The sequence below is a fragment of the Flammeovirga sp. OC4 genome (assembly GCF_000812565.1).
Lineage (GTDB): Bacteria > Bacteroidota > Bacteroidia > Cytophagales > Flammeovirgaceae > Flammeovirga.
The window spans coordinates 1-17,410 of sequence record NZ_JTAM01000024.1 but is presented as its reverse complement, the minus strand read 5'-3'; the positions used below and the strand labels follow the sequence as shown (position 1 = coordinate 17,410).

10 protein-coding genes are annotated in these 17,410 nt (G+C 34.6%); 6 read left to right on the top strand and 4 right to left on the bottom strand.

Translation table 11 applies throughout. The features are described from left to right. Positions 1-15: 15 nt before the first annotated feature. Positions 16-1,065: a PorP/SprF family type IX secretion system membrane protein gene (locus PL77_RS15140; protein ID WP_172665870.1), complete on the bottom strand. Its 1,050-nt coding sequence runs from the start codon at positions 1,063-1,065 to the stop codon at positions 16-18. Between the two features lie 636 nt (positions 1,066-1,701). Here PL77_RS15140 and PL77_RS15135 point away from each other — a divergent pair. Beyond that, positions 1,702-4,851 carry a TonB-dependent receptor gene (locus PL77_RS15135; protein ID WP_052444452.1) on the top strand — a complete coding sequence of 1,050 codons (3,150 nt, stop codon included), beginning with the start codon at positions 1,702-1,704 and terminating at the stop codon, positions 4,849-4,851. 18 nt (positions 4,852-4,869) lie between these two features. Further along, a complete protein-coding gene (locus PL77_RS15130; RefSeq protein ID WP_082026560.1) occupies positions 4,870-6,549 on the top strand; it encodes a RagB/SusD family nutrient uptake outer membrane protein in 1,680 nt (559 codons plus the stop codon). A 487-nt stretch (positions 6,550-7,036) separates the two neighbouring features. Here PL77_RS15130 and PL77_RS15125 read toward each other — a convergent pair whose 3' ends face one another. Beyond that, positions 7,037-7,849 (bottom strand): alpha/beta fold hydrolase, encoded by an 813-nt coding sequence (locus PL77_RS15125; protein WP_044206957.1) that lies wholly within the window; start codon positions 7,847-7,849, stop codon positions 7,037-7,039. Between the two features lie 413 nt (positions 7,850-8,262). On the opposite strand from PL77_RS15125, the gene PL77_RS15120 reads away from it, so the two are divergent. The 4 genes from PL77_RS15120 (at position 8,263) to PL77_RS15105 (ending at position 15,483) form a co-directional block, all read left to right on the top strand. Continuing rightward, positions 8,263-10,425, top strand: a complete 2,163-nt coding sequence (locus tag PL77_RS15120) for a peptidase domain-containing ABC transporter (protein ID WP_052444451.1) — start codon at positions 8,263-8,265, stop codon at positions 10,423-10,425. An 11-nt stretch (positions 10,426-10,436) separates the two neighbouring features. Then, entirely contained in the window at positions 10,437-11,804 is a 1,368-nt protein-coding gene (locus PL77_RS15115) for an HlyD family secretion protein (RefSeq protein WP_044206955.1), read from the top strand. 1 nt (position 11,805) lies between these two features. Beyond that, positions 11,806-13,215: a TolC family protein gene (locus PL77_RS15110; protein WP_172665869.1), complete on the top strand. Its 1,410-nt coding sequence runs from the start codon at positions 11,806-11,808 to the stop codon at positions 13,213-13,215. Between the two features lie 429 nt (positions 13,216-13,644). Beyond that, positions 13,645-15,483, top strand: coding sequence for a transglutaminase domain-containing protein (locus PL77_RS15105; RefSeq protein WP_044206954.1), 1,839 nt, complete (start codon positions 13,645-13,647; stop codon positions 15,481-15,483). A gap of 146 nt (positions 15,484-15,629) precedes the next feature. Here the strand turns inward: PL77_RS15105 and PL77_RS15100 are convergent, their stop codons facing one another. Together PL77_RS15100 and PL77_RS32005 are read right to left on the bottom strand one after the other, a co-directional pair. Then, positions 15,630-16,826: an outer membrane beta-barrel protein gene (locus PL77_RS15100; protein WP_044206952.1), complete on the bottom strand. Its 1,197-nt coding sequence runs from the start codon at positions 16,824-16,826 to the stop codon at positions 15,630-15,632. A 263-nt stretch (positions 16,827-17,089) separates the two neighbouring features. Next, positions 17,090-17,410, bottom strand: a 321-nt coding sequence (locus PL77_RS32005) for a hypothetical protein (RefSeq protein ID WP_044206950.1), incomplete at its 5' end; no start/stop codon positions are given.

Below are 17,410 nucleotides of genomic sequence, written 5' to 3'. Positions count from 1 at the left end.
CTTTAGTTCAAAAAATTAGTTTACCCATGGTGTAGAACATGGTAGTAGTTCAGCCTTACGTTTTTTCTTTTTTCGATAGTCTTTATATATATCTAAATCATAGCCTAATGATATTTCATGAGACATTGCACCCACTTGGGGAAGGCGGGTTAATGTCCAATCCATACTATAGCCAAATTTGAATCCTTTGATCTTAGTGCCAATCATTAGTATGATAGCATCATGATTGATAGATTGTGCCTCATTGTTTTTAATGAGGGGTAAGCCTCTGTACCAAAAACCAACTAATAAAGGTTCTAAATTGGCATATACTCCGAGACTTAATTGAGAATAGCCTCCTTGTTGCATAAATAAAGCCACTGGAGAAATGGATTTCCCATCATAACCTTTCACTGTTTTTCTTCTGTTGACATATTCTAACGGTATAACGTATCCACCCATTAATGAAAATTTTAGTGGGTAATTCTGTTTCCCATTCATAAATGTGACATTTGGAGAATTGATATGATGAAAGGACATACCGCCCCAAAAGCCTCTACCATATACAAGAACACCTGCTGAAATATCAGGAACAAAAGCATTTTCATTTAATAGTCTTTCGGCAGTTGGCCCACTAATTCCTCCTCCTGGGTTAATTTGATCGCTGAAGATTATATCATTAAAAGCCAAAGAGGATTGCATCACACCAAGTTGAAGCCCAAAATTAATTTTTAGGTTTTTATTGATACTTAATAAATAACTACCAATAGCTTCAACACTAGTATTAGTAAAGCTTCTATTGCCATTAATACTTGATTTATCTTGTCGGATAGTACCACCCAAAGCAATATTTTTACTTTGAATGAATTGGTCGTAGCCAACCATATAGGTTTCAAAATTGGCAGGTAAGCCCACCCATTGATTTCTATAATTTAATGTTGCCCTACCATCATACGTATTCCCAGCCATAGCAGGATTTAGATAGAGGGGTGCAGCATAAAATTGAGAAAATTGAGGGTCTTGAGCTAGTGTTACCAATGGAGAAAGGGAAATTATTAATAGGATTAATAAAGTCCTGAACTGCATGGGGTATTGCATTATTCTAATTTAAAATTCTCGTCAGTACAAAAAGTCTAATGGTGTATACGATAAATTCATGCCAATAAAACATTAGAAAAATGCCATTTGAAAAAAATTTCTAACAGATGTAAGTTTTACACTGAAAATGTAATAGTTATATTATTTATTTAAATAGTAATATTAATAGCTAACTCTACAGCTCTAAACATAATAAAGAATACAACGCGTTAACTTTCATTAAAATATACGCGTTGTTTACAGGGTGCTAAATTTATATTTCATTACATTAACTGTAAAAATTGAATTTTACGAATAGAAAGGAATTTATAGAACTCAATGCGATTTTTCTTAAAAAAACATTCACATTGATAACTCTTGTTAAAAGAGGGTTTTTATTTATTTGATAAAATAGAAAACCAACAAAAAGCACATTGAAAATAAACTTCTGAGAACTAATGGACTATTAATTTTATTAAACAGTATAAACAAATGTTGAGGAATATTTAAGAAGGTTTTAATTGACACTTAATCCTATTAGTATTGCACTATGAAATGAAGCTAAAACCTAATTTTTTTCTGCAGAAACTTTTTAATGATTAGCACTGAATACTTAAATCTAAATTTTTATCTAAACTTACATTTATGCTAACAAAACCAATACAATTATCAAAAGTACTGGGATTGTTTTTCTTGATGGGACTATTCTTCACGTCGAATGTATATGCCCAAGAAAGAACAATTACAGGTATTGTCACAGATGCAAAAGATGGTAGTGTATTACCCGGAGTAAATGTCGCTATAGAAGGTACCACAATCGGTAGCATTACTGATTTTGATGGTAAATTTTCATTAATGATTGATGAATCAGATGGACCTAAAGTACTATCATTCTCCTTTATTGGTTATATCACTCAAAGTATCAATGTAGGATCAAAAAGTAATATCACGGTACAACTAGCAGAAGACATTGAGCAGCTGGAAGAAGTTGTGGTGGTAGGTTATGGCGTCCAAAAGAAAAGTGTGGTAACCGGTGCAATTGCTTCAGTAAAATCTGAGGAAATTACAGAAACGCCAGTAGGAAACGCCGCACAATCCTTACAAGGCCGTACACCGGGTGTATTAGTAACCAATGTATCAGGTCAACCTGGTGCAGGGGTAGATATCCGTATTCGTGGTACAGGTTCAAATGGTCATAATAGCCCATTATTTGTGGTGGATGGAATGCAAATGGATGACATCAACTTCCTAAATCCTAATGATATTGAGTCAATGGAAGTATTAAAAGATGCAGCCTCATCAGCAATCTACGGTTCAAGAGGTGCCAATGGTGTAGTAATGATCACCACTAAAAAAGGTAAGTCAGGAAAAGCAACTGTTACTTATGATGGTTACTATGGTGTTCAAAATGCATGGAGAGAGTCGCCGTTATTGAATGCTCAACAGTACATGACATTGCATAACCAAGGTGCAGTGAACGCAGGTCAAAGTCCTATTTATAGTAATGCACAAATTGCTAATCCTGTACATGATACAAATTGGCAGAACGAATTATTCCAAAGTGCCCCGATCCAGAATCACAGTATTTCATCATCGGGGGGAAATGAAAATTCAAATTATTTAGCAAGTTTTGGCTATTTTGGACAAGATGGTATTGTAGCTCCTGAGAAATCACAGTTCGAGCGTTATACTTTCCGTTTGAATACATCACACAAAGTTTCTGAATCAGTAAAAGTAGGTGTAAATGCTACTTTTGTAAGAGAGGAAAGAAGAGGTATCAATGAGCACGAACAGTTTGGCGGAGCAATTCAAAATGCATTATTGCACGATCCTTTAACGCCAGTGTATGAGTATGACAAGAACAATGAATATAGTAGCTTCCCTGTTCGTCCTGCTTACAACCCCAACCAATTCAATCCTGTAACAGGTGAAAACGGTGCTTATTATGGTATTTCAGAGAGACAATTAAGAGAGATTGTGAACCCAATGGCAAAAATTCACAATACGTATGAGACCAATTTATCTAATAAGTTTATTGGTAATGCATTCGTAGAAGTAAAGCCTGTAAGCATTAAAGGTTTGACAATGAAAACGGACTTTGGTGTAGATGTTGGTTCATGGGCCAACAGAGGATATAGTCCAGAGGTGTATTATAACTCCGTCAATCAAGTAGCCAATAGTTCTGTCAATCAAAGTATGAATGAGTACAGTACTTGGCAATGGGAAAATACAGCCATGTATGAGAAGACGATCAATGCAGATCATAAGATTTCCGTTCTTGGTGGTATGACGATGCGTCAAAGTACAGGAACTGACATGTGGGGGATGAGAAACGGCTTACAACTTCCAGGTTGGGATTATGGTTACATCGGTAATGGTGCTGATGATAATACTCAAAAAACAAATGGAGGTTTTTATGATCACCGCCTGATGTCTTTCTTTGGTAGAGTCGGTTATGATTACAAAGAGAAGTATTTATTTAGTGCAACAATGCGTTATGATGGTTCATCTAATTTTAGCCCAGCACATCAATTTGGTTTCTTCCCTTCATTACAAGCAGGATGGGTGATTTCAAACGAAGATTTCTTGAAGTACAACGAAACAGTTAACTTCTTAAAAGTAAGAGGTTCATGGGGTAAAGTAGGTAACGAAAATATTCCTCCATTTGGTTATATGTCTGCTTTTGTATCTACTCCATCATTCCCATTGGGACCTGCGGGAGTACCTCAGCCGGGTTACGGAAATGTAAGAATGGGTAATCCTGATTTACGTTGGGAAGCAGCAGCAGAATTCAACTTAGGTATTGACGTAGGATTATTCAATGACATGTTACAGGCCAATATTGATTTGTATTCAAGAGAAAGACAAGATCTATTGGGCAACAAGCCAGTGCCGGATTATACAGGTCAGGAAGATCCAATCACCAACTTAGGAACGGTAAGAAACCAAGGTATTGAATTGGCATTGACTTACCAGAATAATGAAGGGGAGTTCAAATACTCTATCACGGGTAATGTGGCTTACAATGACAACAAAGTAACAGCTGTAAACAATACAGACGGTTTTATCTTCGGTGACGGTCTGCACAACACAGTAGGTAACATGGCAATGGCTACAGGTCATTCACTGCCATTCTTCTACGGTTTCAAAACAGACGGTGTGATCCAAAACCAACAAGAAGCGGACCGCTACAATGAGATGTTCGGTACTCATGCAAAACCTGGTGATATTCGTTTTGTAGATACCAACGGCGATGGTGTAATTGACGAAAACGACCGTACTGATATTGGTACTCCAGTACATAACTGGACCTACGGTTTAACCATCCGTGCGGAGTACAAAGGGTTTGATTTCTCGATGTTCTGGCAAGGACAAGCAGGTGGTAAGATGATGAATGCCTCTACACGTAGAGACTTATTAGGTGATCAAAACTATGACACACGTTACTTGAACAGCTGGACGCCTGAAAATGGATCGAACACAATGCCAAGATTCACCCATGATGACACGAACAACAACTACTTGTGGATGAATGATATGGTTCACATTGAAGATGCTTCTTATTTAAGATTGAAAAACGTTCAAGTAGGTTACACATTACCAAGTCATATTGCAAAGAAAATTGGAACACAACGCTTGAGAGTGTATGTGTCAGGTAACAACTTACTAACATTTACTGAATACTCAGGTTTAGATCCGGAAATGGGTCACGGTGGTGCAATGGGTTCTGGATTTGATATGGGATCTTATCCACAAGCACGTTCTTATTTAGTGGGTTTAAACGTCACATTCTAATTTTAAAAAGAGCTGAAAATGAAACAATATAAATTATATATAGGAGCACTATTGATGTTGGTCGTAACAGCATCATCATGTTCGAAGTTTTTAGATATTACACCTAAAGATGCACAAGATCAGGATACTATTTTCGGTAACTCAACTGGAGCAAGACAATCCTTGATGGGTATCTATGAATTACTTCGTAATGATAACCTTGATTGGCAAGCAATGCCTCAAGCACTTACAGCAGATGTAATGTCAGATGATGTTTATACCGGTGGTGCCAATAGTACAGATATGCTGGGTTGGCAACAAATGCAGCGTTTTGATGCAAGAGCAGTAAGTCAACAAGGTGAGAAAACGTGGAAGAAATGCTATGTAGGTATTCAGAGAGCCAATATCTTACTATCCAATTATGACAAAATTGAGTTTAAATCCAATGAGGAAGATATCAAGTCTTTTTATGAAGGCGAAGCAATTTTTCTAAGAGCACATTACTATTTTGAAGTATTAAGGCTTTTTGAAAATGTGCCTTTGATCAAAGAAACTTTAGGTATTGATGATTGGGAAGATGTTGTTCAAGCATCTCCAGAAGAAAGCTATGCTTTTGTGGCAAAAGAGATTTTAGAAGCTATTCCATTAATGTCTAATGAGCTTCCTGAAAACGAATTAGGTAGGTTAACAAAGTATGCGGCAAAGGCTGAATTGTTGAAAATCTTTATGTTCTATACAGGTGTTTACAACAAGTCTACTTTACCTGTAGAAGACGGTGCTGACTTTACAATTCAAGATGCAATTACAATGGCAGATGAAATTATCACAAATTCAGGTGCGTATTTATCTCCTGTCTATGCAGACTTATTTAATGAAAATGGAAACTACAACCCAGAAGTATTGTTCGAAATCCCATTTGCCAATACAGGAACAGGTGATTGGTCACATCATAAATTGGGTAACTACCAGTGTACAATGGCGGGACCAAGAGGTCATAACAGCGATATCCTTGCCCAAGGTTGGGGTTTTGGAGGACCTACAAGAGAGCTTGAGTCTTTATTTACTGCTGATGATGTCAGAAAAGCATCTACGATCATGTATGCTAAAGATTTAGTAGACGAAGAGTATAGAGTTTTTACAAGCAATCCTGACAATGACCCTGCTGATTTCTCTCCATCGTTAGAAGCACATTATACATTTACAGGTATGTTTACTTATAAGTATACAACACATGCTTACAGAAGAACGGACAATGGTACGCCTGAATTGAACTACGATCAAAACTACCACTATATTCGTTTGGCAGATATTTACTTGATCGGAGCAGAGCTTTACTTGCAAGCTGGAAACCAAGGTAAAGCAGATGAATATGTGAATATGATTAGAAACAGAGCAGGTTTGGCTTCAAAGTCAGGTGTTACATTAGATGATATTTATCTTGAAAGAAGATTGGAGTTAGCAATGGAAGGCCACCGTTACTTTGATGTAATCAGAAGAGGAAGCGGGTATGCTGATCAAGAATTAACAGTAAGTAATTATGAATTGGCACCTCCAACGCATGACGATGCTATCTACATTAGAAATAATCAAAACTTAACAGGTGACGTAGGTGTCCCTTCGGATTACGAAGTGCCTTTTAATTGGACACGTAAATTTTTACCCATCCCTCAAAGAGAGTTAGATCTCAATGCAGGTTTTAAACAAAACGATGGCTATTAATTTATAAATTAAACCTTATGAAATAAAAATGAAAAGGTAATTTGATAAAGAGTTGTAAAGTAGTGCGTTATACAATTCACTATTAAGACAAACATTAATTTTTAGCGATCAGTTTAGTTTTTCAAGGCTGGCTCTGTGATGGGGTCAGCCTTTTTTTGATGGATATAAGGGGAGATCATTAGAAAAAGAGGGATTGACTTATTTTGTGCTATAAAAATCACGTTAACCAGTGGAAAATGAAATAGTAATGTGATTTTTGTTAGAAATAATTCCAAATTTTGTGATGAATTGAAAATAATTTTAATTTTTTCTTAATAAAAATCTTGGCTAACGTTCTTGAATCGCAGATTCTGAAAAATTCTGTGCTTTGTCGCCAAAAAAGACAGCATAAATGTCATGAAAATTTCTTAATTTTGAATATAATTTCTATCCAGAATTAAGTGGCCCGAATAGTATTCTTAATATATTATTCGGGTTTTTTTATTTGTTAATCAAGGAATGTAACTATTTGATCTACAATACTTTTGGTTCTTAATATTCGGAAATGACCTGTATTTTCAATACGTCTCAATTCACATGTATTTCCCCAAGCTTTTTGTACACTTTCCGATTGTTCAATATTGACAACTTTATCATTAATATCATGCAAAATCAAAGCTTCTTTTACATTGGATTTTTTGACGAAATCAGAAACATTTTGATCTTTAACTTTCAAATTAAATTCAGTTTCCAATTTATTCACTAGCCTTGTTTTTACTTTGTTTGTGATTCCTACAAAAGCTGCAACATCATCTAATCGTTGTTCAAAGCGGTCAGGAGTTGTAAGCATAACATATTTAGAAATTTGTATATTTCCATGATTGGCTAAACAATGTGTAGTACCGACACTGCCAAATGAATGGGAGATAATTTTATCCATCTGATACTGATCCAACATGTATTTGATGATATTACTAAAATCAAACATTGTGGTTCTGCCTTGCTCACTAAAGCCATGAGAAGGAGCATCAAAAGCATATACAGTATAATCGTTGTCGATTAAGCTTGGAATAATATCAGAAAAGTTACCTGCTTGACCTTCCCAGCCATGTACGAGTAATACTTTTTTAGAACCATTTCCCCATTTATAAGTTTGAATGCCAATGGCGTTGATTTCCACCTTTTTCTGTTCAGCCTTATCTAATACTTCAATCTCATGTGGACGAAGTTTGAACACTTGAGGCTTTAATATTTTCTTATAGGCTATGTTGACTACTACATTGGGTGCGGTAGTTGAAAGTAATTTGATGAGTGGTTTCATAGTTTATATTCTTTTTTACAAAATTATCTTATTTTAAATTGAATAACAACTCATTCATTTATAAAAAAATAAGGGATCAACTTGATCCCTTATTTACATTCTATTGCTAGAATGCCTGCCTTATAAACAGTTTTTCAAAATAGTTGGTGGATTAAAATGTATATTTTTAAATACCGCTATTAGTAACGGTGTTATAATTTCTTTTTCTTGAAAAATTTGATTAATAAACACATAACATAGTTTACCCTCCTTGTTTAAGTTAGGTTACTCAGCTTTACATTTATTAGGAGTTTATTGTGAAAGTTTTTATAAATCTTAAATTTTGAAATATTTACTTCGACCTCATTAAATCATGAAACATTTAATGTAATTTTGTGTTCAAGACTTAACACTACGAAACAACTTCTGTTTTTATGACAAATAAAGGATATAAGAAACTTAGTCAACTACTATCTAAACATATACAGCATCAAATAGAAGGAGATGTAATCGAGCCATTAATTGACCCAAATCAGGATGAGGATTTTTGGGGGAATTTGGTGAGGTATTCAGATGGTATGAACCTGGCTATAATAAAAAATAAAGGGACAATAACTTCATTGGCCCAGCACCTAGAGAAAAGTATTACACCTTTTGTAGCGCTTTGTAAGCTCGAAGGATCTACTTTACCGGTTATTTTTTATGTAAACGAAAGCGGTAAAACCCTTGCTGCTGTCGTGGATGTGTTAGGGCAAGAAACAGAAGTAAATCTTACGATTGCCTTAGAGAACTTGATCAGATTGGAATCAGGGGAAATTGAATATGCTATTCCAATTTCCAATAACCCAATGATATCTGATGCTACCACTAAAGAAAAAAGTGGGTCCATCTCTCGTCTCTATCGATTACTTTCAGTAGAGAAAAAAGACATTGCCTATATTTATATTTATGCATTACTGATTTCATTGTTCGGTTTGGTATTACCACTTGGTGTTCAAACGGTCATTGAATTGATAGCAGGTGGTGTGGTGATTGATTCGATTACAGTGATGATCGGTTTGGTCATTGTGGTGACGATGTTTACCGGAGGTTTACAAATCATGCAGTTAAAACTGGTGGAGACCTTACAACGAAGGGTTTTTGTAAAAGCCGCCTTTGAATTTGCATTTCGTCTGCCTAAAATAAAATTAGAGTCGTTGATGGGAAGCTACGCACCAGAGTTGATGAACCGCTTCTTTGATGTGTTGACCATCCAGAAAAGTTTACCAAAATTCTTGATTGATTTATCGGGTGCGATCCTACAGATCTTGTTCGGTATGGTACTACTTTCTTTCTATCACCCACTTTTCATCGTGTTTGGTATTGTATTGATCTCATTATTGATCATTCTATTTTACTATACTGGTCCAAAAGCATTGGAGGCCAATATGGTCGAATCAAAATACAAGTATAAAGTAGTACACTGGTTGGAAGAAATGGCAAGAACATTACTTTCATTCAAAATAGCAGGTAGTACAACGCTTCCATTAGAAAGAACTGAAAACCTTACGAACCATTATTTACACTACAGAGAGAAACAATTCAATGTAGTGATCAATCAATTCCTTTACGTTTACATTTTCAAAACACTAGTAACGGGTGGTTTATTGATTATTGGTTCTTGGTTAGTGATCAACAGAGAAATCAACCTTGGTCAATTCGTAGCTTCAGAGATTGTGATTGTATTAGTACTTTCTGCTTCTGAAAAGCTAGTATTATCAATGGAAGTGGCTTATGACATGCTTACTGCGGTAGACAAAATTGCTCATGTGACGGATCTTCCATTAGAGAAAAAGAACGGTGTCACAATGCCTGTTACTGAAAGTAAAGGTTTTGAGGTGAAAGTTGCTGATTTACATTTCTCTTATCCAAATGGTAGAAAGGCGTTGAATGGAGTCAATTTACATATCAAAGAGGGTGAAAGATTATGTTTGTTAGGGTATAACTTCTCAGGAAAAGACGCAATGATGCTTGCTTTGTCGAGTATGCTTAACGACTATACAGGTGCGATCACTTATGACGATTATTCGTTGAAAGATGTCGATTTGAATAGCATAAGAAATCAAATTTCGAAAAACCTTTCTGAAGAAGAATTGTTTGACGGAACTATCCTCGAAAACATCACAATGGGTAAGGAAAGCGTTTCTTACGATGATGTGCTATGGGCATTAAAAAGTGTAGAGTTATTAGACTTTGTAAATAAACAACCTCAAGGATTAAATACATTGATTACAGCTGGCGGAAAAGTATTCCCAGAAAGTGTAACCATGCGTTTTCTATTAGCGAGATGTATTGTGGACCGTCCAAAACTATTGATTTTGAATAAGACATTCCGTGAGTTGGATAGTCAAATCAGATTAAAGGTGCTTTCATTCTTAATCGATAAAAATAATCCTTGGACTTTAGTTTTTGTAGGTAACGACCCAATACTTTCAAATTTATGTGATCGTGTAGCCATCATGTCACAAGGAAAGGTGGAGACAGTAGGAACCTTAGACGAAGTGAAACAACATCCAAGTTTCCAACATTGTTTTTTACCACCATCAAATAACGCTTAAATCAGATAGAAATGTTAAATATCACTCCAAAAAACTCTTCTGATCAGCAAGAATTTGACAGAAGATTTGGTTCTCTAAATACATTAAACACCCCTTCTGAAGGAAAGAAAATTGCTCAATGGATCATGGCTATCATTGCCATATTCTTTGTTGTAATGTTTTTGCCATGGCAACAAAACATCAGAGCAAGAGGAGAAATGACGGCGTTAATGCCACAAGATAGACCTCAAAAAATTCAATGTCCGATCGATGGAACTATTGCAAAATGGAACGTTGCAGAAGGGCAACACGTTGACTCAGGACAAGTGCTATTGACCATTGCCGAAGTAAAAGACAAATACATTGACCCAGACATGATTTTACGTTTGGAAGAAGGTATAATGGCAAAAGGTGAAGCAATTGCAGCCAAAAGAGATAAAGTATTGGCAAAAGAACGTCAGCTTGCAGCTTTAGAAGATGGTCTTCAAATCAAATTGAAGCAGTTTGATAATAAAATTGAGCAAACGCTACTAAAAGTTGAAAGCGACAGTATTTCTTGGGAAGCTGCTAAAGTGGACTTGAAAAACGCCGACAGACAGTACAAAGCCAATCAGGAACTTTATAATAAAGGTTTGATTTCTTTGACGAAGTTGGAAGGTGTGAGAAGTAAGTACCAACAATCTGTCTCGAAAGAAGTGGGGGCTAGAACGAAATTTGAAATGGCAATCAACGAGTACCAAAATGCAATTCTTGGTAAAAACGTGACAAGAAACGAGATGTTGGATAAGATAGCCAAAACGGATTCGGAATTAAGTACAACACTTTCGGAGATTGCAGATAGCGAAGGTTCATTAGCAAAAGCTAGAAACGAACTTTCAAGTATGGAAGTACGTGCCGGAATGAGAGTAATTCGTGCTCCTCAAAAAGGTATTGTGGTACAAGCATTAAGTAGCGGTATTGGTGAAAACGTTAAGAGTGGTCAAGTGTTAATGACATTGATGCCCGAAAATCCTCATCTTGCTGCAGCTATTTATGTGAAAACGATGGATGTACCTTTAATTGAAGAAGGAAGACATGTTCGTTTAAGGTTCGATGGATGGCCATCAATTCAGTTCTCAGGCTGGCCAAGTGTTTCAGTAGGTACTTTCGGTGGTAAGGTAGAGGTAGTAGATTTTGTGAACCAAGCAGACGGAACATTTAGAATCTTAATCACTCAAGATCTTAAAGAGAAAGATGATGAGTGGCCAATGGAATTAAGAATGGATACAGGCGTATTTGGATGGGTAATGTTGGAAGAGGTGCCAATATGGTATGAACTTTGGCGTCAGATCAACGGTTTCCCTCCAAGTTTGAATAATTATGATGCGTCTTCAAAATCTTCAAAATCAAAAAAGAAATAATATGAGAGTAGCTGTGATAGCACTACTATTGAGTCTCAGTTTCTGGAATGTGGGATATACACAAGACATTACAGAAAATGATTCAACAGAAAGTATTCTTTCTTTGGATGATTTATATGAGATTGTAATGGTATATCATCCAGTAGCACAACAAATTGCTTTACTCTCTGAACAGGGAAAGATGCAGGTGCGATTGGGTAAAGGATATTCAGATCCAAAGTTGTACTCGAAGTACGATCAAAAGGTATTTAAGACCAAGGGTTATTATACGAAATGGAACACTTATGCAAAGATTCCAGTTTGGGCCGCTTCGATCAACGTGGGATATGAAAGAAATGATGGCATTAATCTTAACCCTGAAAATGATACAAACAGTGGTAAGGGACTAATGTACATCGGTCTTGAACTTCCAGTATTGAAAGGTTTGCTCATGGATGAACGTAGAGCCATGTTAAGAAAAGGTTATGCGATGCAACAAATGACAGAGGCAGATCAGATCAAGCAAATCAACAAGTTAATCTTACAGGTTGCCAAAGACTATTGGACTTGGTACTTTGCTTATCATCAGTATCGTTTAGCTGAGGAGGGATATGATTTAGCCATTTTCAGAAAAGAAGCGGTTGATGAAAGAGTCCGTCAAGGTGACTTAGCGAATATTGATGGTACGGAAGCATTAATCACAATTCAGGATAGAGAAATTAATTTAAAATTATCGAAACTTGAATTGCAAAAGGCCAAACTTGTTCTTTCTAATCACTTATGGAATGAGGAAGGAAAGCCATTAGAACTTTTGGATAATATTTTACCAGAAGAACTAGGAGTGGAGGTATTACCTACTCTTGAAACGTTATTGAGTGAGGCTTCTATGAAGCACCCTGATATCATTAAGGTACAAACGAAGGGAACCATCTTAAATGTAGATCAGAGATTAGCAAAAGAGGCCGTGAAGCCTGAGTTAAACTTGAAATACAACTACCTTGGTACAACACCAATCGGTGGATGGGAATATGGCTTGGATGAAAATTATAAATTTGGTGCATCTTTCTCAATGCCTATCTTTTTGAGAAAAGAAAGAGCCAAATTGCAAATGACAAAGTTAAAGATCCAAGATAATGATCTTAAACTGATTATGACAAAGAGAAAGGTAGAAAACAACATCAAAAAAGCCTTCTTGGCAGTTCAGAATTACGTTGAACTTACAGATATGCAAAGTGAAATGTCTCAGAATTATGAGATTTTATTGCAAGGTGAAACGGAAAAATTTGATGCCGGTGAAAGTTCAGTGTTTTATATGAATGTTCGTGAAGGTAAGTTGTTAGAAGCTCAAACAAAGCTTTTCAAAATGAAGGCTGAATATGCAAAGTCAGTGGCTGAATTAAATTGGACAACAGGCTTGTCACCAACACTTTAAGAGTTGACATACCTTGTTATTAGCAATAAAACAAAAAGGATTGAAGTTTTTCAATCCTTTTTTTTGTAAAAGTTAACGATAAATAAAATTTTTTATCATATTTACCGTTATGAAAATGAAATGAATATTACCCTGGATTTGAAGAAAAATATTTATACAGTTTTGATCTGAAATTTATGCTAAAAATCAGACTAATCTGTTATATACATAACTTCTTGTAAGAAATATTTTTCATTGACTTCAGGTTTAGGTTGTACTCTCTATTAATCTATAGTTATTAATTTTTTGATCTATTTTATTAATTAACAAAAAGGTGCCTCGTTGTAAGTGCAAACAATGAGATGTCTATTATTAACGTCTATGATGTATTCTCGATCTTTCTATACATTTTTATTGCTCCTAACAATTTTATCATTGAGCTGTGCTTCAGTGTACTCACAAAATCAAACTGAAAATAAGATTTTTGTACCAAAATACGCTGAGCAATCCCTATCACAATTAAGTCGATATTTAACTTCCAACGAGCCATCAGATTACAAAAAGGCTAAGAATATTTACGATTGGATCACGGGTAATTTTATCCTTGAAGAGAGGTATAAAATTAAAAGTTATACAATACAACAAATCCTCAAACGCAAAAGAGGTACTGCACAAGAATTCTCTAACCTATTTGATTCTTTATGTCATCGGTCGGGTCTTGTGAGTAAACAAATTGTAGGATATACCTTCACTGAAAATAAGCCGATCATTAAAGTATTGTATCAACCCAACCACTATTGGAATGCAGTTTTGATTGATGGAAATTGGTATCAGGTGGATTGCTTGTGGGGAAGTAATTACGGCAGACTGAAGAAGTTAACTTTTGATATTGAGGGTAACTCCGTGAATTATGAAGTGAAAAATGGAAAAGAAGCTGAAACTTATTTCTGTCCATTACCTCAAGATTTGATTAAAACCCACTTTCCAGCAGATCCTAATTGGCAATTATTGGAAACGACTATTACCTCAAAAGAGTTTATTCAAAATGACTTTTCAAGGGTAACCAATTCAAAATTAGGGAATGAAACATTAGATCGTTATATATCTTTACATTGTTCCGATTACCTCTATGAGAGTTCGAAAAATGCCTTTGCTGATAATTCTAAAAACCATCGTCAATTAGCAGTATCAAGTTTGGAGAAAGGGAAAAACTTAATTTTTGACCCTAAAGCAACACAAAAGGAAAAGGATTTATTCTTCCAAAAGAAACAAATTTATTATCATGAGGCAGCTTCATCGGCGTTGTCCTATAGTAGTAACATTTCTTTATATTCAAAAATTGAAAAAGAAGCATTAGGATTGTGGATCAGGCATAATATTGGTGTGCCGATTGCAAAAAGAGCAAAATATTTGGATCGTTTTTCTTTAGATAAAAATAACATTGCCAAAAAGGAAATGCACCTGAAAAGCATGAATAATAACATTAAGCACTTTGAGGAAAAGGTATCAAAGAAGCATTATAATTCGCTGAAAAAACCGAGAAGAAAAGTAGCTTATGATTCTCTTTATTTTAAAGTAACAAAAGAACAAATCGCAGAGGCAGATTCCACAATTCAAGAGATTGAACTTGAAATTGCCAATTTGAAGTCTATCAATCAAATTTTGAATGATAAAAAACGAGAACAGATTCTAGTGAAGAAATCATTGAATTACTCTCAAACAAGCTACCTGCAGCAGTTTAAATTATTATTACAAGTAGATGTGACTTTACAGGTTTTAGGCCACCAATCACATCAAATCACAAGAGTGGATAACAGTATTGATGTCTTAGTGAAATCTCTTAAGTCAATCAATAATGAGTTGAGTAAAAATAATATTGAATTATCAAGAAACACCTCTGAACTTAAAAAACAGATCAATACCAAACTCAATTTATATAGAGGTCTTTATATTATGTCGAACGCTGAAATTGCTTATAAAAAGGAATACGACAAAGTCAATGATCGATTAAGAGAAGTATTTTATGATCAGACATTAGCCAAACGTGAAGAATACAAAGTTGCAGTTTGGACGAATGAGGCAATGCAAGATGAGAACGAAGAATTGTTACGTCAAAAAAAGATCATAAAGGATATCATGAAGATTAAGTCAGTTTTTAAAAAGGAAAAGATAGCCTCTATCGCGAAACGAGAAACAAAAGAGAAGAAATTTTGTGATGCAATTACTCAAACAGTCTATGATGACTTGAGTAACATCAAAAACTTTAAAAAAGAAATGTCCTATAATTAACAATGGGAGTGCTTTCCTTTTTGGTCAACGGATAATATAAGTTCCATAAGAGGTGAATTACGTTATAGATTTACCTCTTATGGAAGTGAAATGATATTAATTCTCCTAAAGTTTGAAGTTACTTTAACTTGTAAGTGTTCACTTAATTAAAATAAAGAAAAGCCAAAAATCACTGAGAAAGTTTGGTAATCGGAAACCCAGAATGATTTATTGGATAAGATATCTTTGGGAGTCATATATCTTAACTCCATGCTATATTTACCCTTTTTTGGTTTATAACCTAATCCAAAGGCAAAGTTTGATACTTTTGCAATTTCAAGATCATTTCCAGTTTCATAATCAATTTCTGAACCTAATAGCATCTCCATATTGTAAGAAGCATTGAAAAAAATGGATGACTTATTCTTCAGAAAGAAATAATGCCTAATTCCAAAAGGAAATTGTAATGAGCTGTAATTGATAGAAACAGATTGATTAGATAATTCTTTTTCGGTTGTAAAATAATGATATGTAGGTTCAACAATTAGTGCCCATTTGTTTTTATTAAAAGGTAATACAATTTCAGCTTCAAAACCCAATCTAAAATTGACACGAGTTCCGAAATCGGCATTTTTCCAATCGATAATTCCAGTAGTATTTTCTATTGAAAGTGATGATACATTTAAACCTGGTCTAAAACTAATATGAAATGTATCTTTCTCTTGTGCTTTGTTGTAGTTAACAAATTTACTTTTTTCACACCTGTTATACTTAATAAAGTAATTGACTAAGTCACTTCTTTCATAGCGTAATGTGACAATGTCGTTTATATCAAGGTCTGAACATCCTAATTTATCCCATAACTGTTCTTTGAAATTGTTATTAGTTCCAATTTTACTTCCATTAATTAAAAACTTTTTGAAAACTAATTGCTCAACTTCAGAACCGTCTTTTGAATAAAAGAAACGCTCTAAATTACCGTCAGAATATTGATATAAGGTTCCCTTTCCTTTTATTAATATTCTTAAGAAAAGAGTTTCTTGTTTGAATATAGCATTTTTATTAGAAGTTAATCGGCCACCATCACCACTTGAGCGATCAATATTTACTGTTTTTCTGACATATCTTAGACTGTTGCCAATACCAAATTCTTTTACAGAAGTGATTGAAATCTTTTTAGATCTGCCATTCAAAGAACTTCTATATTCAAATTTAGAAGGGTTGTTTTTCCAGGCTGTATTTTTGATGTAGCAACCAACTCTTCTGTTAGAGTTATTAATGTAATATCCTCTTTCAAATGAAATTTGAGCATAAATATTAATACTAAGCAATACCGTTGAAAGTAATAGTAATAGTTTCTTCATAGTAATAGTTTACAATATTATTTTAAAAATTTAAAAGTGTGACTCTTGCTCAAAACGATGATTTACTAGCTCTTTATGGATTTTAGAACTGACTTTCTGTTGGATGTATATAGTAACAATTCTACAGAAGAGAGTTTGAATGTTTGACTTTAAGAGTTTGTTTGATAAAGTTTATATAAGCATGGTATTTAATAGAACGCTTTTCTAAAAAAATGTATTCACCTTTCAGTTTCAAAATTAGTGAATCTCATGTTTTACTCAAATTACTTTTCATAATTCTCTAATAAATCTTTTTGAAAAGGTTGAGGGCCCAACAGTAATGTGGCAATACTAATCAAGTTCAAAAACGCCAAAGTGGTAAATAATGCTTCCGTTTGTTCTCCATGAAAGCGTCCTAAAAGAGCAAAAAAGGAAAGTGTAAAAGTGATATATCCCAAAGTCTTTAGTCCCTCATTAAGTTCAATATGCAATTTTGAATATAAACTAAAACTTCTCTTTTTACTTTTTAAGAAGCGAATCACATCACCACAATTAGGAACAAATTTATCTATCGTCATATAAACGGCAAAACGATTTGTACTCTC

Excerpts from the sequence above, each read along its gene's own strand:
- PL77_RS15110 (WP_172665869.1), top strand. The coding sequence starts at position 11,806 with ATGAGAGTAGCTGTGATAGCACTACTATTGAGTCTCAGTTTCTGGAAT.
- PL77_RS15125 (WP_044206957.1), bottom strand. The coding sequence starts at position 7,849 with ATGAAACCACTCATCAAATTACTTTCAACTACCGCACCCAATGTAGTA.
- PL77_RS15120 (WP_052444451.1), top strand. The coding sequence starts at position 8,263 with ATGACAAATAAAGGATATAAGAAACTTAGTCAACTACTATCTAAACAT.
- PL77_RS15115 (WP_044206955.1), top strand. The coding sequence starts at position 10,437 with ATGTTAAATATCACTCCAAAAAACTCTTCTGATCAGCAAGAATTTGAC.
- PL77_RS15100 (WP_044206952.1), bottom strand. The coding sequence starts at position 16,826 with ATGAAGAAACTATTACTATTACTTTCAACGGTATTGCTTAGTATTAAT.
- PL77_RS15140 (WP_172665870.1), bottom strand. The coding sequence starts at position 1,065 with ATGCAGTTCAGGACTTTATTAATCCTATTAATAATTTCCCTTTCTCCA.
- PL77_RS15130 (WP_082026560.1), top strand. The coding sequence starts at position 4,870 with ATGAAACAATATAAATTATATATAGGAGCACTATTGATGTTGGTCGTA.
- PL77_RS15135 (WP_052444452.1), top strand. The coding sequence starts at position 1,702 with ATGCTAACAAAACCAATACAATTATCAAAAGTACTGGGATTGTTTTTC.